This window comes from Streptomyces sp. NPDC056296 (genome assembly GCF_042268605.1).
Classification (GTDB): Bacteria; Actinomycetota; Actinomycetes; order Streptomycetales; family Streptomycetaceae; genus Streptomyces.
Genome location: NZ_JBHJRX010000045.1, coordinates 39,150 through 59,486 on the forward strand (window position 1 = coordinate 39,150; position 20,337 = coordinate 59,486).

The following is a 20,337-nucleotide window of genomic DNA, read 5'->3' on the forward strand; positions in this document are numbered from 1 at the left end:
ATGACATGGATCGCCGCGGTCGCGCGGTTGCGGGCACGCCGGGAGTCCGGCGTGCTGGTGACCGTCGCGACCGTGCGCGGTCACGCCCCGCGCGACGCCGGTGCGAAACTCGTCGTGGGGCGGACCGGGGCGTGGGGCTCGATCGGCGGCGGGAACGTCGAGGCGGTGGCGATCGACCGGGCCCGGGAGATGATCGCCGCGTCCAAGGCGGAACCGGAACTGATCGACTTCGCCCTGAACGACAAGGTGACCAACCAGCACGGCGTGCAGTGCTGCGGCGGCACGGTCTCGGTACTGCTCGAACCGCTGCCCGTGGTACGGGCCGTGGCGATCTTCGGCGTCGGACACGTCGGGCTGGAACTGGCGCGTGTCCTGGCACGTCAGGACCTCGACCTCCACCTGGTCGACAACCGCTCCGACATGCTCACCGAGGAGCGGCTGGGCGTGCTGGCGGACGCGGTGGCGCAGGTGCACGTGCATCACACGCCGCTGCTGCCCGAGGAGGTGCTGGACCGGCTGCCGCCCGGCACCCACATCCTGATCATGACCCATGACCACGCCGAGGACGCCGCACTGTGCGACGCGGCCCTGCGCACCACCCATCTCGGTTCCATCGGGCTGATCGGATCGGCGGCCAAGTGGGTGCGCTTCCGCAAGCGCCTGGCCACCGAGGGCGGTCACGACGAGGCCACCATCGGCCGGATCAAGACCCCGATCGGGCTGGCCGACATCACCGGCAAGGAACCCGCGACGATCGCCGTGAGCGTCGCCGCCGACCTGCTGCGCACCTTCGAGACCGAGGGCGACTCCGCCGGTCCTTCGCCTTCGCCCGCGCCCGCGTCCTCGCCCGCGTCCTCGCCCGCGCCCGCCAAGCGCCGTCCGGCCGACGAACGCAGCCCCGACCGGTCCTTGTAGGAAGCTACGAAGCACCGTTCCCGGCCAGCCCGCTGTTCGTGCCTTCGGCCTCTGGCCGGTTGTGATCGGCAGGATGTGTACTCCCCGTACAGGCTGAAAATCCGCGGACGCCCCGAACCGCGCCGAAGGGCGTCCGCGGGCCCACCCACACGCCAACTAGGGGACACCCATGACCACCCACACCGTCGAGACCGGCATCCGCGAGGCCGAGCGCGCCTGGATGGACCAGGCCATCGAGCTCGCCACCACCAGCGTGGCGAACGGTGGCGGCCCCTTCGGCGCGCTCGTCGCCAAGGACGGCGAGATCGTCGCGCTCGCCAACAACCGGGTCACCGCCGGCCTCGACCCCACCGCCCACGCCGAGGTCAGCGCCATCCGCGCCGCCTGCCAGAAGCTCGGCACCTTCAGCCTGGAAGGCTGCACCCTCGTCACGTCCTGCGAGCCCTGCCCGATGTGCCTGTCCTCCTCCCTGTGGGCGCGCGTCGACCGGCTCATCTTCTCCGCCGACCGCCACGACGCCGCCGTGGCCGGCTTCGACGACCGCAAGTTCTACGACCTGTTCGAGAAGCGGCCCCAGGAGATGTGGCCGATGTCCGTCCAGCACCTCGACCTGCCCTACCGCACCCAGCCGTTCGACGCGTGGATCGCCAAGACGGACCGCGTCGACTACTAGAGATCAACCGCTGAAGGAGCCCCCTTCGTGGTGCCGGCTGCCCCGTCCGCGCGTCCCTCCCCGTGGCGTTTCGGCGGGGCGGCGGCGCGTGCGCGAGGATGGGGGTATGCCGAACCGACTGGCGCACGAGACGTCCCCCTATCTCCTTCAGCACGCCGACAACCCCGTCGACTGGTGGCCCTGGTCGGACGAGGCGTTCGAGGAGGCCCGGCGGCGGGACGTGCCGGTGCTGCTCAGCGTCGGCTACAGCAGCTGCCACTGGTGCCACGTGATGGCGCACGAGTCCTTCGAGGACGGTCCGACGGCCGAGTTCCTCAACTCCCACTTCGTGAGCGTCAAGGTCGACCGCGAGGAGCGCCCCGACGTCGACGCCGTCTACATGGAGGCCGTGCAGGCGGCGACCGGGCAGGGCGGCTGGCCCATGACCGTGTTCCTGACGCCGGACGCCGAGCCCTTCTACTTCGGCACCTACTACCCGCCCGAGCCCCGGCACGGCATGCCGTCCTTCCGCCAGGTACTTCAGGGCGTCGGGCAGGCCTGGGCGGAACGGCGGGACGAGGTCACCGAGGTCGCCGGGAAGATCGTGCGGGACCTCGCGGGGCGGGAGATCTCCTACGGCGACGCGCAGCCGCCCGGCGAGGCGGAGCTCGGACAGGCGCTGCTCGGGCTGACCCGGGAGTACGACCCGCAGCGCGGCGGGTTCGGCGGGGCCCCGAAGTTCCCGCCGTCCATGGTGGTCGAGTTCCTGCTGCGCCACCACGCCCGCACCGGCGCCGACGGCGCCCTGGAGATGGCGCGCGACACCTGCGAGCGGATGGCGCGCGGCGGCATCTACGACCAGCTGGGCGGCGGCTTCGCCCGTTACTCCGTCGACCGCGAGTGGGTCGTTCCCCACTTCGAGAAGATGCTCTACGACAACGCCCTGCTGTGCCGCGTCTACGCCCACCTCTGGCGTGCCACGGGCAGTGAGCTCGCCCGCCGCGTCGCCCTGGAGACCGCCGACTTCATGGTGCGTGAACTGCGCACCGCCGAGGGCGGTTTCGCCTCCGCGCTGGACGCGGACAGCGACGACGGCACGGGCCGGCACGTCGAGGGCGCGTACTACGTGTGGACGCCCGCGCAGCTCACCGAGGTCCTCGGCGCCGACGATGCCGCACTCGCCGCGCAGTACTTCGGGGTGACCGAGGAGGGCACCTTCGAGCACGGGTCCTCCGTGCTGCAACTGCCGCAGCAGGAGGGCGTGTTCGACGCCGAGCGGATCGGCTCCGTCCGGGAGCGGCTGCTGGCCGCGCGGGACGGGCGCCCCGCCCCGGGCCGGGACGACAAGGTGGTCGCCGCCTGGAACGGCCTCGCGATCGCCGCGCTCGCCGAGACGGGCGCCTACTTCGAACGCCCCGACCTGGTGGAGGCCGCCGTCGCCGCCGCCGACCTGCTCGTGCGGCTGCACCTCGACGAGCAGGCCCGGCTCTTCCGCACCAGCAAGGACGGCCGGGCGGGCGCCAACGCGGGAGTACTGGAGGACTACGCCGACGTGGCGGAGGGCTTCCTCGCGCTCGCGTCGGTCACTGGGGAGGGCGTCTGGCTGGACTTCGCCGGGCTGCTGCTCGACCACGTCATCACCCGCTTCACCGACGCATCCGGCTCCCTCTACGACACCGCGGCCGACGCCGAACAGCTGATCCGCCGCCCGCAGGACCCCACCGACAACGCCACTCCGTCCGGCTGGACCGCCGCCGCGGGCGCCCTGCTGTCCTACGCCGCGCACACCGGCTCCGAGCCGCACCGCACCGCCGCCGAGCAAGCCCTGGGCGTGGTGAAGGCGCTCGGCCCGCGGGTCCCGCGCTTCGTCGGCTGGGGGCTGGCCGCCGCCGAGGCCCTGCTCGACGGGCCCCGCGAAGTCGCCGTCGTCGGACCGGCGTTGAGCGACGGCGCCGCGAAGGGCCTGCACCGTACGGCACTTCTGGGGACGGCGCCCGGCGCGGTCGTCGCCTTCGGTGCCGAGCGGAGCGACGAGTTCCCCCTGCTCGCCGACCGGCCCCTGGTGGACGGGGCACCGGCCGCGTACGTCTGCCGGAACTTCACCTGTGACGCGCCGACGACCGACCCGGAACGCCTGCGCGCCACGCTGCGTACGGTTCTGAACAGCTAAAACGACATAAACGGAAGCATCCGGAACGCGACCGGCGGGCGAATTGTTCAGACCCGGTCCTCATTGTGAGGAAACACGCTCTTCACCCAAACACCTTATGAGTTTCACAGGTTACCGTTCCTATTCAGTGTGCAGGAGTGAGTCTTGGACCCATTCCTGCACACTGCGGACATCCCGAACGGTTTTGGGTGTCCTGGTCGCCCGCGTTCGTTCCGCGTCCGGCGGCACGGATCGTGTCCGTGGTCCGGGAACGCGAGGGCGGGGTCCCTCACGCCCAGGGATTTCCGGTGGGGCCTGGACGGTCCGATGCCTGTGCACATCACTCTGGTGTGCACGGGGCGGTGCCGTCCGACGCCGGACCGGGAACCCTTGGGCGCGTCGTCCGATCGCGATGCTCGCGGCATCGTGACGGGTGGTCTTGCGGGTGGTGCTGGTCAGTGGCTTCTGCCAGTGCTGGGCGCCCCACTTCGAGGTGTAGGCGGGGTCGACGGCGATGACCGTGATCCCTGTCTGGTCGGCCATGGCGGTGAGGCGGGCGCGGAGCCGGCCGGTGGGCATACCGGAGATCAGCTGCCGGAACCGTTTCCTGCCGCCGTGCTTCTCCCGGGTCTTCTCCGCCGTGAAGTCCAGGTCCTCGACGGCGATCGCCTTCACGCCGCAGGACCTGGCCCAGTGCAGGAGCCGGGTCAGGGCGTGGCGGACCTGCGCATCCCGGCGACCGGCTGGTCCGGTCAGGTCGTAGGAGAACCGTCGGGGGCTTCCGGTGGGGTTGCCGTGGGTGTCGAGGCGCCAGGCGGCGAGGTGGTCGGCGTTCATGTCGACCCCGATCACACCGTCGGCCAGCGCCGCGGCCAGGGGAACGGTCCTGGACACGGGAATCTGCCAGGACGCTGTTACGTACCAGCGGTCGCGGGTTACGTCGTGGTGGATGCGGTAGGCGACGGCCCGGTTGGCTGCCACGCGGTCGGCCCACTCCTGCCCGCGGTGCGCAAACGTCACCCGGCCGGTGAGGACGTACCGGCCATGCGGAGCATTGGCCAACTCCTTGAGCGGGGCGGGCAGCTTGATGCTGACCTCACCGGCGGGGCTGATGCGGAGGGTCTCGTTCCCGAACCGTTTCCCGCTCTCCCCGTCCGCCTGTAGGAACCACCGTGCCGCTTCCCAGCGTTCGCGCCATTGACGGTCGGTGAGTGGGGTGGCGGGCAGGTGATGCCGGGTGCGGGCCAGGCGCCTGCCGCCCCGCACCACGTGCACGGTCCCGGCCGCCCAGTCGGCGCGTGTTCGCTCCAGCTGGCACTCCAGTACGTGGAGGCGGCGGGCCTTGGCATGCCATTCTCGCCTGCTGCGGTAACCACCCGGCGCCTTCTTCGAACCCTTCTGTCCGACCGGTAGTGACAACCGATGCCGCACGGTCCGCACGCCCGCCTCCAGGGACTGGATACGGACGAGAGCGCAGCGGCGGGCCAGCGCCCACTGATCATGCGACGCCTTCGTGATCGCGCCCGCCCACCGGGCAGACGACGAAGGCGTCAGCTCACGCTTACGCACCGCCCAGGCCCCGGCATCGTGGTCCAGGCCGTCACGGCAGCGCGCCTTCAGATCACGAGAGGCCAGCGTGCCCAAATGCGCGCCCACCCGCCGCAGCACCTCCACGTCCACGGCGGTGAGCTGCTTGAGCCGGGTACGGACCGTCGCTCCCGACGGGGCCCGTGCGACGAACGGCGCCGCAAGCTTCCGCAGACCACCCACCCCTACACCCCCCGACAAGCCCCGGAAACGCGCTCACCACACCCAACGAGCGCACCCGTCAGAGGTCACACATTCGACACGCGGACTTCCGTTCCCTCCCGCGGGGCAATAGGGCGCATTCCCCCGGACCACGCCGCCGCACTCATTCACACATGCCAGAACACACTCTGGAACAGTCAAAAGCCAGCAATTCCCAACCTCCTGTTCGCCCTGCTCAAGGGAGCCGCTGCCGGGCAGCGGACACGTGTCCCTGTGGGAGGGCATCGAGTACCAGCTGACCCGCCCCGGCTCCGGCTTCATCCTCGACGAGGGCTCCGGCTCCTGGGGTGTCCCCCAGTCCTGGCTGTACTACGACCGCGTCCTGCCGCTCGGCGGCCTCGCCGGGGCGCTGCTCCTGCTGGCCACCTGGCGCTGGTCGGTCACCGCACGGGCGTTTGCCGGACCGGCCCTAACGGTCGCCAACGCCCCCTACGAGGCCGCCGCCGACTGGCTGGCGACCGAGGTGCCGAACCCGGAAGACACCCGCGTCCTCGTCGACGACGCGCTCTGGCTGGACCTCGTGCACGCCGGCTACGAACCCGGGCTCGGGGTCATCTGGTTCTACAAGGCGGACCTCGACCCGGCGGTGACGAAGACGATGCCGGGCGGCTGGCGCGACATCGACTACGTGGTCGCCTCCCCGACGGTGCGGCGCGACGCGGTCGACCTGCCCAACGTCAAGGCCGCCATGAACCATTCGGCCCCGGTCGCCGTCTTCGGCACCGGTGCGGACCGCATCGAGATCCGCCGCATCCAGCCCTCCGGAGCCGCCCGATGAGCCACGAGTCCACCGTCCCCGACGAGCTGGGACATCCGGCCGTAGGCGCTTCGGAGGTGCCCGAGCCGGGCGCCGTCACCATCGTCGTACCGACCTTCAACGAGTCGGGCAACGTACGGCGGCTGCTGCACCTGATCACCGAGTCCGTACCCGCCCGGCTGCCCTGCGAGGTCGTCTTCGTGGACGACTCCACCGACGACACCCCGGACGTGATCCGCGAGGCGGCGCTCGACTGCCCCTTCCCGGTCACCGTCCTGCACCGGGACGAACCGTCCGGCGGGCTCGGCGGCGCGGTCGTCGAGGGCATGAAGGCGGCCGGGTCGGACTGGATCGTCGTCATGGACGGCGACTGCCAGCACCCGCCCTCCCTGGTGCCGGAGCTGGTCGCCACCGGCGAGCGGGCGAACGCCGGACTCGTCGTCGCCTCCCGCTACATCAAGGGCGGCAGCCGCGCCGGGCTGGCGGGCAGCTACCGGATCGCCGTCTCGCGCGCGGCGACCTGGCTGACCAAGGCGCTCTTCCCGCGTCGGCTGCACGGCCTCAGCGACCCGATGAGCGGCTTCTTCGCCATCCGCCGCAGCGAGGTCACCGCCGAGGTCCTCAAGCCGCTCGGCTACAAGATCCTCCTCGAACTCGCCGTGCGCAGCCGCCCCCAGGCGGTCACCGAGGTGCCGTTCGTCTTCGAGGAGCGGTTCGCCGGGGAGTCCAAGTCCACGGCGCGGGAGGGGCTGCGCTTCCTGCGCCACCTGGCCGGACTGCGCACCACCTCGCCGCTGGCCCGCATGGTCGTCTTCGGCCTGATCGGCCTGAGCGGCTTCGTCCCGAACCTCGCCGCGCTGTGGGCGCTCACCGAGGCCGGGCTGCACTACCTCCCCGCCGAGATCGTCGCCAACCAGTTCGGCGTGGCCTGGAACTTCCTGCTCCTGGAGCGGCTGCTGTTCCGCGACCGGCGCCGGCACCGGCACTGGGCCGACCGGACCCTGCGGTTCGGGCTGATCGCCAACGCCGACCTGGTGCTGCGCATACCGCTCATCGCTCTGCTCGTCGGGGAGTTCGGGCTGACCGTGCTGCCGGCCACCGCCCTGGCCCTCGTCATCACCTTCGTCCTGCGCTTCGCCGGGACGGAGGCGCTCGTGTACCTCCCGCGCCGACGTCGTACGGCCCGCACAGCAAGGAGTGAGGCATGAGAAGCAGACCGCGAAGGGGCCCTCGCAGGGTCCCCCGAAGGAGAACCTCCGCCCTCCTGGCGGTGTCCGCCCTCACCGGCGGCCTCCTGCTCACCGCACCCCAGCCCGCCTCCGCCGCCAACCTGATCACCAACCCCGGCTTCGAGACCGCCGGCACCGGCGACATGCCGTACTGCTGGTCGAAGTCCGGCTGGGGCGACAACGACTTCACCTTCGAGACGGTCGCCGACGCCCACACCGGCACCAACCGGTCAGCCCCACCGTCTCCGGCTGCGACCGGCACTACGGTTCCGCCAACGTCTGCGTGCCGACCGCCTTCCCGGCCGAGGTGAAGAAGACGACGGCCGCCCGCTGCGACTGGCTGAAGCGCAACGACTACGGCCGCCTGGCGGTCAACGGCCAGGACGACCCGCTGCGCTTGGACCCGAACGGGGACGGCACCGCCTGCGGGAAGGGGGACGTCAGGCGCCGCTGAGGATCAGCGCGCCCAGTGTGAGCTGAGCACCCCACTGCAGGGCGACGGCCCCGCACCTGGCGGACGTCCACCGGGTGCGGGGCCACGCCAGTGCCAGTACGCCCAGGGTTCCCGCCGCCCAGAAGCAGGCCCACAGCGCCTCGCCCGGCACGGTCGAGCACTGTTCGCCGTACGTCAGACAGCGGCCGCCCCGTTCGGTGGCGAGCACGGCGAGCCACGCGACGACGACGGTCGGCAGGAGCAGGACGAGCCCGGCCACGGACCACCCGGTCAGGGCGCGGGCGGCGGGCTGGGGTGCGGCGGCGGGCTGCGGTGCGGCGGGTGAGGGCGGGGTGCTCATGCCGTCCATCACAGCGCGCCGGTGGCCCCCGGTGATCGGTCCGCGTACTCAACCGCCGTACTCAACCTCCGTGAGTACTCCGGCGCACCGCCGCCTCCACGATGGCCTCCAACTGCTCGTGGTGCGCGCCCTTCCAGTACGCGCGCCCGCACGCGCGGCACTTCGCGAACACGTCGTACGATCGCTCGGTCCCTCCCTTGAGCTGGTCCGCCACCTCCTCCTTGGTGGCCTCCTTCAGCAGTCCGTTGCAGGCGGTGCACCTCGTCCACGGGCGCAGCTCGGGCCGGAACCGGTCCAGGACCTCCTGGAGCTGGTCCTCGGGGCGGGTGCTGTAGACGTAGGCGCCGGCCCACAGTTCCCGGCGGCGCAGCAGGCCGCGGTCGCGGCTGAGCATGACCCGCTTCTCGGCCGCCGACAGCGCCGCGAGCGCCGGGTCGCCGAGGTCCGTCGACTCGTACGCCGTGTCCACGCCGAGCAGCCGCAGCCGGCGGGCGAGGGTGCCGAGGTGCACGTCGAGCAGGAAGCGCAGGGGAGCGCCCGGGACCCGCTGGGGGCGTTCCACGGGCCGTACGCTCACCGACTCGCCGCCCGTGGGGACGTGTCCGGGCGGCACCTCGCGGCCGTCCACGAGGAGCGTGCCGACCTCGGTCAGCGGGACGCCGAGGGACTCGACGACATGGCCGAGCGTGGAGACGCCGTCGGTGGCCGCGCGGGCGGCGCCGGTGGGACGGGCGCGCGGCACGAACAGATGCAGTTCGGGGGCGAACTCGACGTGGATCTCGGGACCGTTCACCGGGCCAGGATGCCACGGGGGAGAGACGCGGCCTCAGCCCTTTTCCGGCGGGCCGGCGGGCCGTGCGGGCCGGAGCGTCTAGTACGCGACCAGCGAGATCCCCACGTAGTGCGCGATGAAGGCCGCCAGCGTGAAGGAGTGGAAGACCTCGTGGAAGCCGAACCAGCGCGGTGACGGGTTGGGCCGCTTGAGGCCGTAGATCACGCCGCCCGCGCTGTAGAGCAGGCCGCCGACGATCACCAGGACCAGCACGGCGATGCCGCCGGCCCGCATGAATTCCGGCAGGTAGAAGACGGCCGCCCAGCCCATGGCGAGGTAGCAGGGCGTGTAGAGCCAGCGCGGGGCGCCGACCCAGAAGACGCGGAAGAGGATGCCCGCCGCCGCGGCGGCCCAGATGCCCCACAGCAGCCACTGCCCCTTGGCCTCCGGCAGCAGAAGCATCGTGAGCGGCGTGTAGGTGCCCGCGATGATCAGGAAGATGTTGGCGTGGTCGAGGCGGCGCAGTACGCCGTCCATCCGCGGGCTCCAGTCGCCCCGGTGGTAGAGCGCGCTGACGCCGAACAGCAGGCAGGCCGTGAGGACGTAGATCCCGCAGGCGACGCGTGCTTCGGTCGACTCGGCGAGGGCGGTGAGCACCAGGCCCGCGACGAGTACGGCCGGGAACATACCGAGATGCAGCCAGCCGCGCAGCTTCGGCTTGACCGGATGCGGCAGGGAGAGCGCTACGGGACCGCGGCCGTCGGCGGGCGTGTCCCTGGGCGCGTCGGAGGCGGACGCAGTCATGGAGGCATCGTACCTACGGGACCGTAAGTTACGCATCAGTACGGACGTTCGTGGACGCTGAGTGGTCATCGTCTCACGGGGTACCCGGCCGCGCACTCCCGATGCGTGCACGTGGCGATCCTCACGCCGCTCAGGTGTGACGCCCCCTGGACAGATGGGCGCTCACGTCGGATGATCAAATGAGTGCGGTCGACACCGGATGAGCGCCCAAGAGGTCAACGTCACGCATCCGGGTCGCAGCCCCCACGGGGCCTCCAAACAAAAAACCCCTCATTTAGGAGCAATCGTGGCGCGCGACATCGCTGCTCCCCCCGTCCCCACCAACCACCAGGAGCTGATCTCGTGGGTGAACGAGATCGCCGAACTGACCCAGCCGGACGAAGTGGTCTGGTGTGACGGATCCGAGGCCGAGTACGAGCGCCTGTGCGGGGAGCTCGTGGCGAAGGGCACCTTCCGCAAACTCGACCCGATCAAGCGCCCCAACTCCTACTACGCGGCCTCCGACCCCTCCGACGTCGCGCGCGTCGAGGACCGGACCTTCATCTGCTCCGCGAAGGAGGAGGACGCCGGCCCGACCAACCACTGGAAGGACCCCGCCGAGATGCGGGAGATCTTCAGGGGGGAGAGGGGTGAGGGCGGCCTGTTCCGCGGCTCGATGCGCGGCCGGACCATGTACGTCGTGCCCTTCTGCATGGGCCCGCTCGGCTCGCCGCTGTCCGCGCTCGGCGTGGAGATCACCGACTCCGCGTACGTCGCCGTCTCCATGCGCACCATGACCCGCATGGGACAGCCGGTCCTGGACGAGCTCGGCGGCGACGGCTTCTTCGTCAAGGCCGTGCACACCCTCGGCGCCCCCCTGGAGCAGGGCCAGGAGGACGTTCCGTGGCCGTGCAACAGCACCAAGTACATCTCGCACTTCCCCGAGGACCGCGAGATCTGGTCCTACGGCTCCGGCTACGGCGGCAACGCCCTGCTCGGCAAGAAGTGCTACGCCCTGCGCATCGCCTCCGTCATGGCCCGCGACGAGGGCTGGCTCGCCGAGCACATGCTGGTGCTGAAGCTGACCCCGCCCACCGGCGCGCCCAAGTACGTCGCCGCCGCCTTCCCGTCGGCCTGCGGCAAGACCAACCTCGCCATGCTGGAGCCCACGATCTCCGGCTGGACCGTGGAGACGATCGGCGACGACATCGCCTGGATGCGCTTCGGCGAGGACGGCCGCCTGTACGCGATCAACCCCGAGGCCGGTTTCTTCGGCGTCGCGCCCGGCACCGGTGAGCACACCAACGCCAACGCGATGAAGACCCTGTGGGGCAACTCCGTCTTCACCAACGTCGCTCTCACCGACGACGGCGACGTGTGGTGGGAGGGCATGACCGAGGAGACGCCCGCCCACCTGACCGACTGGAAGGGCAACGACTGGACGCCCGAGTCCGGTACGCCCGCCGCGCACCCCAACGCCCGCTTCACCACACCCGCCGCGCAGTGCCCGATCATCGCGCCGGAGTGGGAGGACCCCAAGGGCGTGCCGATCTCGGCGATCCTCTTCGGCGGCCGCCGGGCGACCGCCGTCCCCCTCGTCACCGAGTCCTTCGACTGGAACCACGGCGTCTTCCTCGGCGCCAACGTGGCCTCCGAGAAGACCGCCGCCGCCGAGGGCAAGGTCGGCGAGCTGCGCCGCGACCCGTTCGCCATGCTGCCGTTCTGCGGCTACAACATGGGCGACTACATGGGTCACTGGGTCGACGTGGCCAAGGACAAGGACCAGTCCAAGCTGCCCAAGATCTACTACGTCAACTGGTTCCGCAAGGACGACGAGGGCAAGTTCGTCTGGCCGGGCTTCGGTGAGAACGGCCGCGTCCTGAAGTGGATCGTGGAGCGCCTGGAGGGCAAGGCGGACGGCGTCGAGACCCCGATCGGCGTGCTGCCGACCAAGGACTCCATCGACACCGACGGCCTCGACCTCGCCGACGCCGACCTGGACTTCCTGCTCAGCGTCGACAAGGAGGTGTGGCGCGAGGAGGCGGCGCTCGTCCCCGAGCACCTGAACACCTTCGGCGACCACACGCCCACCGAGCTGTGGGACCAGTACCGCAACCTGGTGCAGCGCCTGGGCTGACCGTCCCCACCCAGCTCCGCGTCCGGTCCGACTAGCCCTGACCCGCGAAGTCGTCACGAAGGCCGGCCGCGAGGGGGTCTCCTCCCCGCTCCAGTAGCTCGCAGTACCCGGAGCGTGGGGGAGCCCCGCTCGGGCCGGGTCCCCGCACAACGGCGTGCGACGGACCCGGCCCTTCAGCGTTGATCCCCCCCCGTTGTGCGCCCGTTCAGCCCGAGCGGTCCTCCAGATACCGCGTGTGGGACTCCTGCCGCCGGGCCTCGGCATCCCGCAGCCGGTCCGTCAGCCGCTCCGCCTCCTCGTGGAGCAGCGCGAGCTGCCGTTCCAGGTGCCGCTCCGGCGGTTCCTGCCCCGGCGTCATCCGCGTCCACCACCGGGCCCGCACATAGGCGTCGACCGCCTCCGGCACGTCCTGCCGCACCGCCCGCGACACCGCGTGCACGCCGTCCGGGTCGGCCGCCAGCACCTCGGCGACCCAGCCAGGCTCCAGCAGCGCCCCCAGCAGACCGGTCAGCCCACCCAGGCGTTCCCCGGCGGCCGGCGGCAGTTCGACGTCGGCCAGGTAGGCGCGCAGCCGCCCGAAGTCGCCGCGCACCTCCTCCAGCTGGGCCGACAGCTGCGCCGACGGGTCCGGGAAGTCGGGCGGCGCGGGCCGCTCCGGCGGGGCGACCAGCGCGCCGGCGCCGTACAGGCCGGCGACGACCACGGGCCAGTACGGTCCCGCCACGCCAGTGAAGGTCAGCACCACGCCCGCGAGCCCGCAGGCACTGCCGGTCAGGTTCTTGCGGGACTCCAGGTACGCCCAGACCCCGTTGCCCTTACTGGTAGCCACGGATCTCCTCGAAGGCGCCGTCCAGCGAACCCTTCTGGGCGTCGAAGAGACGGCCGCCGGTCAGTTCGGCGATGTGCGCCAGTTCCGTGCGGTCGGAGTCGCCGAAGAGGATGGGGAAGACCGGGATCTCCTGCCGCGCCTTGTTCAGCGAGCCGTAGAAGCGGTCGAAGTCGGCCGCGTCGGCGCCGGTGGTGTTCTCGCCGTCCGTCATCAGCACGATCGACGTGAACGCGTCCCGCCCGCCGCCGAGATGGTCGTACGCCTTCTCCAGCGACGTGTAGACCGCGGTGTCGCCCTGGGCCGTCAGGCTTTTCGTGTCCCGGCGGATGCCGTCCAGCCCGGTCCGCGGGTCGGCGGGGTCCACGACGTGGGTCGCCACGCGCTTGACGTCCGATCCGAAGGGCATCAGCGTCACCTCCTCGCGGTCGCGGAAGTCGCCGGTCAGGGCGGTGAGCGCCGCCTTCAGCCGGCGCAGCCGCTCGCCCTCCATCGAGCCGGATGTGTCGAGGACGTACACCGTCCGGGACGGGCGGCGCAGATCGTTCTCGTAGGCGTCGAGCAGGCCGTCGGCGACGGACCGGGTGCCTGGGTAGGGCAGTTCGCGCCGCCGGCTCGTGTCCAGGGCGGACGTGAGCGGCACGGAGGCGAGGACCGGGCGGCGGTGCGTCCCGGTCGTGATCTCCTCCTGGAGCTCCGGGGTGCGCAGCGCCTCGGCGACGCGGCGGACGTCCTCGCGGGTCGCGGCGTTCGTCGACGCGAGCGTGGAGAGCGGGTAGTCGGCGGTGATCACGCCGTCGGTGGGGCGGACGACGGTGAGGCCCGGGATACCGATGAGGACGGACTCGTAGTTGAGCAGCGCGTCGACGTTCCCCCGCCGCTGGTACGCCGCCAGCCAGCCCGACGAGCCCGAGGTGAGCCGCTGCCCGGTGAAGAACTTCCTCAGCCGCGGCGTCGCCTTCGCCACGTCGGCGTCCGTGAGCGCGGACTGGGCGCCGGAGAGCGCGGAGGCGACCGAGACGAGGGTGGCGAAACCGGAGTTGGAGCGGGCCGGGTCGGTCATGCCGTAGGTGAGCTTCCCGTCGGCGACGGCCCGCTCGACCTGGGACCAGGTGACCTGCCCGGGTCGCCAGCCCAGCCTCTCGACGGTGGCGGCCTTCACACCGATGGCGACGGGGCTGGTCATCACCGGCGTCTCGGAGACGACCCGTTCCGCCGCCTCGGGACGCAGCCGCAGCGAGTCGTTGGACGACAGCCACACCGCGTCGTACTTCCCGTCAGCGCCGCCCTTCGCCAGCAGGTCGACGGCGTCGAGGGTGCCGATCGGGGTGAGGCGGACGGTGACGCCGGTGTCCTCGCGGACCTGTTCCAGCACCGGGGCCATGTCGGTCAGCTCGCTGGAGGCGAGGACGCGCAGGGTGCCGGGCTCGGCGGTGCCGGGTACTCCGGGGGTCGGCGGCCCGTCCGTCCCGTCTCCCTTCTCCTGCGTGGTGCAGGCGGTGAGGACGGCGAGCGCGGTGAGGCAGACGGCGAGGGCGCGTCTCATCCGAGCCCTCCTTCCCGGGACTCCAGCGCGCCCTGCGCCCGGCTGCGCTCCAGGTAGGCGCTCGCGTGCCGCAGTTCCCCGGTCAGGGACTCCACGGTGGCCGCCATCGACTCCGTCGCCTGGACCTTGTAGGTGTCGATGGCGTCGAGGGTGCGGTAGATCTGCTGGAAGGCGGTGCGCAGGGTCTCCGCCCCCACCGCGGGGTCGGCGGCGATGCGCTGGATCTCCCCGTTCTGGGTGGCGAGCATCTCCGCGTTGCCCCGGATCAGCTCCTCCGTCGTCCCGCGCAACGCGTTGACCTGCTCGACGACCTTCTTCTGGTGGTCCAGCGCGGAGGCCAGCATCACGGAGATCCGCAGCGCGGACACCGTGGTCGTGGCCGCCCGGTCGACGCCCTTGATCAGCTCCTCGTTGTTGCGGCGTACGACGTCCATGGCGAGGTAGCCCTGCGCGCACACCGCGAGCTGGGTGAGCAGGTCCTGGTGCTTCTGGCGGACCGGGAAGAGGACGTCCGCGCGCACGGCGTCGGCGGCCTGCGGGTCGGCCGGCTCCACGCCCGCGACGTGCTGCTCGACGGCCGTGTCCAGGGCCTCGGTGAGTACGACGTACTCCTGGAGCTTGCCCATGGTCTCCCACAGGCGGACCCGCTCGGTCTGCAACGCGGCGTTGTCGCGGCGCAGTTCGTCCTGGCCGCCGCGCAGCGAGCCCACGATCTTGTTCAGGGTGCCCTGGGCGGAGGCGTACTTGGCGACGTGGTCGCGCAGCTTGTTGCTGCCGGGCAGCCGGGACAGGAACCTGCGGCCCTTGTTCGCGGGCAGGTCGCGCGGGTCCAGGTCCTCGACCACGCGCCGCAGCTCCACCAGGGAGCCGGCGACCCGCGCCTGGGCGTCGCCGCCCTGGTCCGGCAGGCTGCGCACGGTGCGCTCCAGCATGCGGTTGGACTGCGAGGCGGCGGTGCGCATCTCGGCGGCGCCGAGTCCGGTGATCTCGCCGACCTTGCCGGCGAACTCCGGCGACCGGGCGTCGAGCGCGGCGAGGCCCTCGACGTAGGCGGCGGCCTTGCGGGCCATGTCGGCGCGGGCCCCGTCGTCGACGGGCACGAGTCCGCCGGCCTTCTCCCGGGGCACGGGGGCGACGGGCTCGGGCGGGGTGAGGGTGAGCGTGAAGTCGTTGTCGGTGTCGGTCACTTGGCCGATCCCCCTGTGGTCCGCTGTCATCCGCGCGCCCGGCGGGCCATCTCGTGCAGCACCTCGGAGGTGGGCACGGGCGCCTGCCGGACGCCGGTCAGCTGCTGGTTGAGATACGCGGTGTGGGCCTCGGTCGCCTTGGTGAACTCCGCGCCCGCGCCCTGCGGCCGGAACCCGTGCCGGACGGCCAGTTCCCGCAGCCGCGGATCGCCGGCGAGGAGTTCGCCGAGCGCGCGGCCCTCGTCGGTGAGCGGTACGACGGTGTGGTCGCTGGTGGCGGTGGTGTCCGGGTACAGGACGGTCAGGTCCCCGACGCTCTCGCCGCCCTCCCGCAGCAGCGCGGCGACCTGCGACTCGTACACCAGCACCAGCGGGTCGCCGACGCCGCTGGTGAAGTCCCGGAACGCCGCGTCCGTGCTGGACTTCTGGGCGCCCTGCACCTGGACCAGCTTGCGCATCAGGGGCGCGGTCCGGTCCACGTCGGCGTCGCTCGCGGCCACCCGGTCGCCGTTCGCCACGTAGGAGGCGGCGGCCAGGTAGAGGGCGCCTGAGTTGGAGGTCTCCGGGTCCGTGGTCGCGATGTACACCGTCCCGGTCAGCTCGCCGTACTTCTCGGCACCCTTCAGCTGCTGCCAGGTGCGGTCGGCGCGGGCCGCGTCGAGGTAGGCGCCCATCTTCAGGGTGCCGCCCCTGCTGCGGTCGAGTGCGGCGAGCCCGTTCGCCGCGAGCACCTGGGCGGCGCTGCGGTGGGCGACCACGACGAGCGGTGAGTAGAAGGGCCGGGGCAGCGGCTTGCGTACGCCGTGCTTGTCGGCGAGTTCGTCGGCCGGGGCCTGGCTGGAGGGGAAGGCGAGGTCGTAGCCCTTGAGGTCGAGCTCCTCCATCGCCCAGGACCCGGAGGTCTCCGCCCTTACGGTGTAGCCCTTGGCGGCGAGGGCCTTCACCACGTCGGCGTCGGCGAAGAAGGCTGCCTTCTCCGACCCGATGATCGCGCGCACGGTCTTCGTTGCCGTGGCCTTGTCCTCCGCGTCATCCGCTTGCCGGCCCGCGACGACGGCTGCCACCACTCCGCCGATCAGCAGGACCGCGAGGACGATTCCCGAGATACGTCTCACACGCGGAGCATGCTCCCGGAACTCAACATTCCTGACGTGCGGCCATGAACGGGGGGTGTCGTACCGGACCCGGACGTGCAACGCCCGCGAGGGGGTGTGTGGCACCCGGTCCGCGCGTCGCTGCGGGTGCGCGCGGACCGGGGCCGTACGGGGGAGCCCGGTGCGGGCTCAGGGGGTGGAGCCCGGCGGGAACGGGCTCAGTGCGAGGTGAGTTCGCGCGGCTCCAGGGCCGCGGAGTGCGCGTCCATGCGTTCGGCGGTCAGGATGGCGACCGCCGTGTCGGCGCGGGAGGCCGCCACCACCAGGGCGCGGCCCGCGAGGGTGTGCGCCCGCCGGTGCAGGGCCGCCAGATGCGGCTCGGGGCGGGCGGCGGTCACCGGCACGCGGACCGGCGTCCGCCCTCCCCGCAGCCGGGCCACCTGCTCGGCGAGCCGGTCGGCCGCGGTGTCCAGGCCGGCCGAGGGGGCCAGCGCGCGCAGTTCGTCCGTGACGGCGAGCAGTGCGGCGAGATGGCCCGCGAGCTGGATGTCCAGCTCTTCCTCCCGGGACCGGTGGGGGAAGTCCGAGGTGCTGCCGGCCATCGTGCTGTGGACCGACTTGGTACGGATCGGTTCGTACATGGGATGGCCTCCTGAGTGCTTCAGGAAACCATCCTACATTAGATTTAATCTAAAGTTGAGAGAGCTCGCGATCTGGCTCAAGCTCAAGCTCAGGGCCGGGATCGGGGTCGGGGTCGGGGCCGCGGTCAGGGCTGGCTGTAACCGTCCAGGAAGTTCCCGATCCGGTCCACCGCCTCGCGCAGGTCCCCGGCCGTCGGCAGGGTCACCACCCGGAAGTGGTCGGGCTCGGGCCAGTTGAAGCCGGTGCCCTGGACGACCATGATCTTCTCCTGGCGCAGCAGGTCCAGGACCATCCGCCGGTCGTCCTTGATCTTGAAGACCTTGGGGTCGAGGCGGGGGAAGAGGTACAGCGCGCCCTTCGGCTTCACGCAGGTCACCCCCGGAATGCTGGTCAGCGCCTCGTGGGCGGCGTCCCGCTGCTCCCGCAGCCGCCCGCCCGGCAGTACCAGCTCGTTGATGGTCTGCCGCCCGCTGAGCGCCGCGACCACGCCGTGCTGGCCCGGCATGTTGGCGCACAGCCGCATGTTGGCCAGGATCGTCAGGCCCTCGATGTAGGACTCGGCGTGCGCGCGCGGACCGGAGATCGACATCCAGCCGACCCGGTAGCCGGCCACCCGGTACGCCTTCGACATGCCGTTGAAGGTGAGGGTGAGCAGGTCCGGGGCGATCGCGGCGGTCGGGGTGTGCGTGGCCTCGTCGTACAGGATCTTGTCGTAGATCTCGTCGGAGCAGACCAGCAGGTTGTGCCGGCGCGCGATGTCGGTCAGCCCGCGCAGCATCGCCTCGTCGTAGACCGCACCCGTCGGGTTGTTCGGGTTGATGATCACGAGCGCCTTGGTGCGGTCGGTGATCTTCCGCTCGACGTCCGCGAGGTCGGGCATCCAGTCGGACTGCTCGTCGCACCGGTAGTGCACCGCCGTGCCGCCGGACAGCGAGACGGCGGCCGTCCACAGGGGGTAGTCGGGCGCCGGGACCAGGACCTCGTCACCGTCGTCCAGCAGGCCCTGCATCGCCATCACGATCAGCTCGGAGACGCCGTTGCCGATGAAGACGTGCTCGACGTCCGTCTCGATGCCGAGGGTCTGGTTGTGCATGACGACCGCCCGGCGCGCGGCCAGCAGCCCCTTGGCGTCGCCGTAACCGTGTGCCGTCGAGACGTTGCGGAGGATGTCCTCCAGGATCTCCGGCGGGCACTCGAAACCGAAGGCGGCCGGGTTGCCGGTGTTCAGCTTCAGGATGCGGTGCCCGGCCGCTTCCAGCCGCATCGCCTCCTCGAGCACCGGGCCCCGGATCTCGTAACAGACGTTGGCGAGCTTGGTCGACTGGATCACCTGCATGTCCGTGAGCTTACGACCCGGTTGCGCCTCATGGGTCGTGTTGTCCGCCACGTGGGACGTGCGGTTTGGGTGGATTTCCCCAGGCGCGCGGGCCGCTAGCGCCGAGTCCGCCGCACGGACCGCCCCGCCAGTACGTCCGTCCGCCGCCCGTCCTCCATCACGAACCGCCCGTCGACCAGTACGTACGGGATGCCCGTCGGCAGCACGCGCGGGTTCCCGTACGTGCTGCCCGCCGCGACCGTCGCCGGGTCGAAGAGCACCAGGTCGGCCCGGTACCCCTCACGGACCAGCCCCCGGTCCGGCAGCCGCAGCCGGGCCGCCGGGCGCGAGGTGAGGTGGGCGACGCACTCCTCCAGCGACAGCACGCCCAGCTCGCGCACGTAGTGGCCCAGGTAGTGCGGGAAGGTGCCGTAGGCGCGCGGGTGCGGCTTGCTGCCCTGGAGGATGCCGTCCGAGCCGCCGGTGTGGACGCGGTGCCGCATGATCGCGCGGACGTTCTCCTCGTGGCCGACGTGCTGGAGGATGGTCGGGGCCAGCCGGTCGGCCAGGAGCAGATGGCGGGCGACCGCCCAGGGGGTCTCGCCGCGCAGCCGCGCCGACTCCAGGACCGTGCGGCCGACGTACTCGCCGAGGGCCGGGTCGCCCGTGCCGGAGATCTCGATCGTCTCCCACTCCACGGGAACGCCGTGGCAGCCGTCGGCGCCGATCTCCTCCAGGTGGTGCCGGACGCGCTCGGCGGTGTCGTCGTCCGCCAGCCGCTTGAGGATCTGCTCCGGGCCGCCCTCGCTGGCCCAGCTCGGCAGCAGCGCCACGAGGGTCGTGCAGCCGGGCGTGTACGGGTAGGTGTCGAGGGTGATGTCGGCCCCGGTGGCCAGCGCGTCGTCGAGCAGGGTCAGCAGCTCGGGCGCCCGGCCCTTGTTGACGCCGAAGTTCATGGTGGCGTGGGCGAGGTGGAGGGGGCAGTCCGCCTCGCGGGTCAGCGCCACCATCTCCTCGTACGCCTGGAGCGCCCCGGCGCCGTACGAGCGATGGTGCGGGCAGTAGTAGCCGCCGTACGACGCCACCACCCGGCACAGCTCGGTCAGCTCGGCGTCCTTGGCGTACATGCCGGGCGTGTACGTCAGCCCGGACGACATGCCGACCGCGCCCTGCTCCATGCCCTCGGCGACCAGGCGGCGCATGTGCTCCAGCTCGCCCTCGGTCGCGTCCCGGTCGTCCCAGCCGACCGCGAGGGCGCGCACCGTGCCCTGCGGTATGAGGTAGGCGGCGTTGACCGCGATGCCCCCGTCGAGCCGGTCCAGGTACTCGCCGACCGACCGCCAGTCGAAGTCGATGTCGTCGCCGGGGCCGTTCCACCCGGCGATCGCGCGGCGCACCTCGCCGAGGGTGCGGTCGTCGACCGGCGCGTACGACAGCCCGTCCTGGCCGATGACCTCCAGGGTGACGCCCTGGGCGGCCTTGGCGCTGTGGTCCGGGTCCCGCAGCAGCGCCAGGTCGCTGTGGGCGTGCATGTCGACGAAACCGGGGGCCAGGACCAGGCCCTCGGCGTCCAGCTCCCGGCGGGCCTTGGGGCGCTGGCAGCCGGCGGCCGCCGCCTCCTTGACGATCGAGACGATCCGCCCGCCGTCGACCACGACGTCCGCGCGGTAGGAGTCGGCGCCGGAGCCGTCGACGACCTCCGCGTCCCTGATGACCAGCTCTTCCATGTC

General features: G+C 71.6%; 17 protein-coding genes and 2 pseudogenes. 8 read left to right on the forward strand and 11 right to left on the reverse strand.

The genetic code is table 11. The features are described from left to right. The 3 genes from xdhC to ACFCZF_RS29050 all read left to right on the forward strand — a co-directional run bounded on the left by xdhC (position 1) and on the right by ACFCZF_RS29050 (position 3,737). A complete protein-coding gene (xdhC, locus tag ACFCZF_RS29040; protein WP_376674171.1) occupies positions 1 to 915 on the forward strand; it encodes a xanthine dehydrogenase accessory protein XdhC in 915 nt (304 codons plus the stop codon). Between the two features lie 169 nt (positions 916 to 1,084). After that, positions 1,085 to 1,588, forward strand: coding sequence for a nucleoside deaminase (locus ACFCZF_RS29045; protein ID WP_376674145.1), 504 nt, complete (start codon positions 1,085 to 1,087; stop codon positions 1,586 to 1,588). Positions 1,589 to 1,694: 106 nt separating this feature from the next. Beyond that, the gene (locus ACFCZF_RS29050; protein ID WP_376674146.1) at positions 1,695 to 3,737 is read left to right on the forward strand and encodes a thioredoxin domain-containing protein; all 2,043 of its coding nucleotides are present in this window, start codon (positions 1,695 to 1,697) and stop codon (positions 3,735 to 3,737) included. Positions 3,738 to 3,857: 120 nt separating this feature from the next. Here the strand turns inward: ACFCZF_RS29050 and ACFCZF_RS29055 are convergent, their stop codons facing one another. Next, a complete protein-coding gene (locus tag ACFCZF_RS29055; protein WP_376674147.1) occupies positions 3,858 to 5,486 on the reverse strand; it encodes an IS200/IS605 family accessory protein TnpB-related protein in 1,629 nt (542 codons plus the stop codon). Positions 5,487 to 5,687: 201 nt separating this feature from the next. On the opposite strand from ACFCZF_RS29055, the pseudogene ACFCZF_RS29060 reads away from it, so the two are divergent. The 4 genes and pseudogenes from ACFCZF_RS29060 to ACFCZF_RS29075 form a co-directional block, all read left to right on the forward strand. After that, positions 5,688 to 6,303, forward strand: a pseudogene (locus ACFCZF_RS29060) (hypothetical protein); the annotation flags it as partial. Further along, positions 6,300 to 7,490 (forward strand): glycosyltransferase, encoded by a 1,191-nt coding sequence (locus tag ACFCZF_RS29065; RefSeq protein WP_376674148.1) that lies wholly within the window; start codon positions 6,300 to 6,302, stop codon positions 7,488 to 7,490. The pseudogene ACFCZF_RS29060 and the gene ACFCZF_RS29065, both read left to right, overlap by 4 nt. Beyond that, complete coding sequence (locus tag ACFCZF_RS29070) at positions 7,487 to 7,822, forward strand: hypothetical protein (RefSeq protein ID WP_376674172.1); 336 nt, start codon at positions 7,487 to 7,489, stop codon at positions 7,820 to 7,822. The genes ACFCZF_RS29065 and ACFCZF_RS29070 overlap by 4 nt, the downstream gene beginning before the upstream one ends. Then, a pseudogene (locus tag ACFCZF_RS29075) lies at positions 7,735 to 7,965 on the forward strand (hypothetical protein); the annotation flags it as partial. The gene ACFCZF_RS29070 and the pseudogene ACFCZF_RS29075, both read left to right, overlap by 88 nt. Here ACFCZF_RS29075 and ACFCZF_RS29080 read toward each other — a convergent pair. The 3 genes from ACFCZF_RS29080 to ACFCZF_RS29090 all read right to left on the reverse strand — a co-directional run bounded on the left by ACFCZF_RS29080 (position 7,952) and on the right by ACFCZF_RS29090 (position 9,881). After that, the gene (locus ACFCZF_RS29080) at positions 7,952 to 8,305 is read right to left on the reverse strand and encodes a hypothetical protein (protein WP_376674149.1); all 354 of its coding nucleotides are present in this window, start codon (positions 8,303 to 8,305) and stop codon (positions 7,952 to 7,954) included. The pseudogene ACFCZF_RS29075 and the gene ACFCZF_RS29080 overlap by 14 nt on opposite strands. Before the next feature lie 61 nt (positions 8,306 to 8,366). Beyond that, a complete protein-coding gene (locus ACFCZF_RS29085) occupies positions 8,367 to 9,098 on the reverse strand; it encodes a Mut7-C RNAse domain-containing protein (RefSeq protein ID WP_376674150.1) in 732 nt (243 codons plus the stop codon). 78 nt (positions 9,099 to 9,176) lie between these two features. Next, on the reverse strand, positions 9,177 to 9,881 hold the full coding sequence (locus tag ACFCZF_RS29090) for a hemolysin III family protein (RefSeq protein WP_375914952.1): 705 nt from the start codon (positions 9,879 to 9,881) through the stop codon (positions 9,177 to 9,179). A 286-nt stretch (positions 9,882 to 10,167) separates the two neighbouring features. Here ACFCZF_RS29090 and ACFCZF_RS29095 point away from each other — a divergent pair, with 286 nt between their 5' ends. Beyond that, entirely contained in the window at positions 10,168 to 11,997 is a 1,830-nt protein-coding gene (locus ACFCZF_RS29095; RefSeq protein ID WP_376674151.1) for a phosphoenolpyruvate carboxykinase (GTP), read from the forward strand. A 205-nt stretch (positions 11,998 to 12,202) separates the two neighbouring features. On the opposite strand, the gene ACFCZF_RS29100 is transcribed toward ACFCZF_RS29095, so the two are convergent. The 7 genes from ACFCZF_RS29100 to ACFCZF_RS29130 form a co-directional block, all read right to left on the reverse strand. Beyond that, positions 12,203 to 12,826 carry a hypothetical protein gene (locus ACFCZF_RS29100; protein ID WP_376674152.1) on the reverse strand — a complete coding sequence of 208 codons (624 nt, stop codon included), beginning with the start codon at positions 12,824 to 12,826 and terminating at the stop codon, positions 12,203 to 12,205. Next, on the reverse strand, positions 12,813 to 14,369 hold the full coding sequence (locus ACFCZF_RS29105) for a substrate-binding domain-containing protein (protein ID WP_376674153.1): 1,557 nt from the start codon (positions 14,367 to 14,369) through the stop codon (positions 12,813 to 12,815). Before ACFCZF_RS29105 ends, ACFCZF_RS29100 begins: the two co-directional genes overlap by 14 nt. Further along, the gene (locus ACFCZF_RS29110) at positions 14,366 to 15,586 is read right to left on the reverse strand and encodes a toxic anion resistance protein (RefSeq protein ID WP_376674154.1); all 1,221 of its coding nucleotides are present in this window, start codon (positions 15,584 to 15,586) and stop codon (positions 14,366 to 14,368) included. Before ACFCZF_RS29110 ends, ACFCZF_RS29105 begins: the two co-directional genes overlap by 4 nt. Continuing rightward, positions 15,583 to 16,671: a substrate-binding domain-containing protein gene (locus ACFCZF_RS29115; RefSeq protein ID WP_376674155.1), complete on the reverse strand. Its 1,089-nt coding sequence runs from the start codon at positions 16,669 to 16,671 to the stop codon at positions 15,583 to 15,585. Before ACFCZF_RS29115 ends, ACFCZF_RS29110 begins: the two co-directional genes overlap by 4 nt. 197 nt (positions 16,672 to 16,868) lie before the next feature. Continuing rightward, on the reverse strand, positions 16,869 to 17,291 hold the full coding sequence (locus ACFCZF_RS29120; RefSeq protein WP_376674156.1) for a hypothetical protein: 423 nt from the start codon (positions 17,289 to 17,291) through the stop codon (positions 16,869 to 16,871). 125 nt (positions 17,292 to 17,416) lie between these two features. Beyond that, positions 17,417 to 18,628 carry a pyridoxal phosphate-dependent aminotransferase gene (locus ACFCZF_RS29125; protein WP_376674157.1) on the reverse strand — a complete coding sequence of 404 codons (1,212 nt, stop codon included), beginning with the start codon at positions 18,626 to 18,628 and terminating at the stop codon, positions 17,417 to 17,419. A 95-nt stretch (positions 18,629 to 18,723) separates the two neighbouring features. Then, on the reverse strand, positions 18,724 to 20,334 hold the full coding sequence (locus ACFCZF_RS29130; RefSeq protein WP_376674158.1) for an amidohydrolase family protein: 1,611 nt from the start codon (positions 20,332 to 20,334) through the stop codon (positions 18,724 to 18,726). Between the last annotated feature and the right edge of the window lie 3 nt (positions 20,335 to 20,337).

Excerpts from the sequence above, each read along its gene's own strand:
- xdhC (WP_376674171.1), top strand. The coding sequence starts at position 1 with ATGACATGGATCGCCGCGGTCGCGCGGTTGCGGGCACGCCGGGAGTCC.
- ACFCZF_RS29045 (WP_376674145.1), top strand. The coding sequence starts at position 1,085 with ATGACCACCCACACCGTCGAGACCGGCATCCGCGAGGCCGAGCGCGCC.
- ACFCZF_RS29050 (WP_376674146.1), top strand. The coding sequence starts at position 1,695 with ATGCCGAACCGACTGGCGCACGAGACGTCCCCCTATCTCCTTCAGCAC.
- ACFCZF_RS29065 (WP_376674148.1), top strand. The coding sequence starts at position 6,300 with ATGAGCCACGAGTCCACCGTCCCCGACGAGCTGGGACATCCGGCCGTA.
- ACFCZF_RS29070 (WP_376674172.1), top strand. The coding sequence starts at position 7,487 with ATGAGAAGCAGACCGCGAAGGGGCCCTCGCAGGGTCCCCCGAAGGAGA.
- ACFCZF_RS29080 (WP_376674149.1), bottom strand. The coding sequence starts at position 8,305 with ATGAGCACCCCGCCCTCACCCGCCGCACCGCAGCCCGCCGCCGCACCC.
- ACFCZF_RS29090 (WP_375914952.1), bottom strand. The coding sequence starts at position 9,881 with ATGACTGCGTCCGCCTCCGACGCGCCCAGGGACACGCCCGCCGACGGC.
- ACFCZF_RS29105 (WP_376674153.1), bottom strand. The coding sequence starts at position 14,369 with ATGAGACGCGCCCTCGCCGTCTGCCTCACCGCGCTCGCCGTCCTCACC.
- ACFCZF_RS29110 (WP_376674154.1), bottom strand. The coding sequence starts at position 15,586 with ATGACAGCGGACCACAGGGGGATCGGCCAAGTGACCGACACCGACAAC.
- ACFCZF_RS29120 (WP_376674156.1), bottom strand. The coding sequence starts at position 17,291 with ATGTACGAACCGATCCGTACCAAGTCGGTCCACAGCACGATGGCCGGC.
- ACFCZF_RS29125 (WP_376674157.1), bottom strand. The coding sequence starts at position 18,628 with ATGCAGGTGATCCAGTCGACCAAGCTCGCCAACGTCTGTTACGAGATC.
- ACFCZF_RS29130 (WP_376674158.1), bottom strand. The coding sequence starts at position 20,334 with ATGGAAGAGCTGGTCATCAGGGACGCGGAGGTCGTCGACGGCTCCGGC.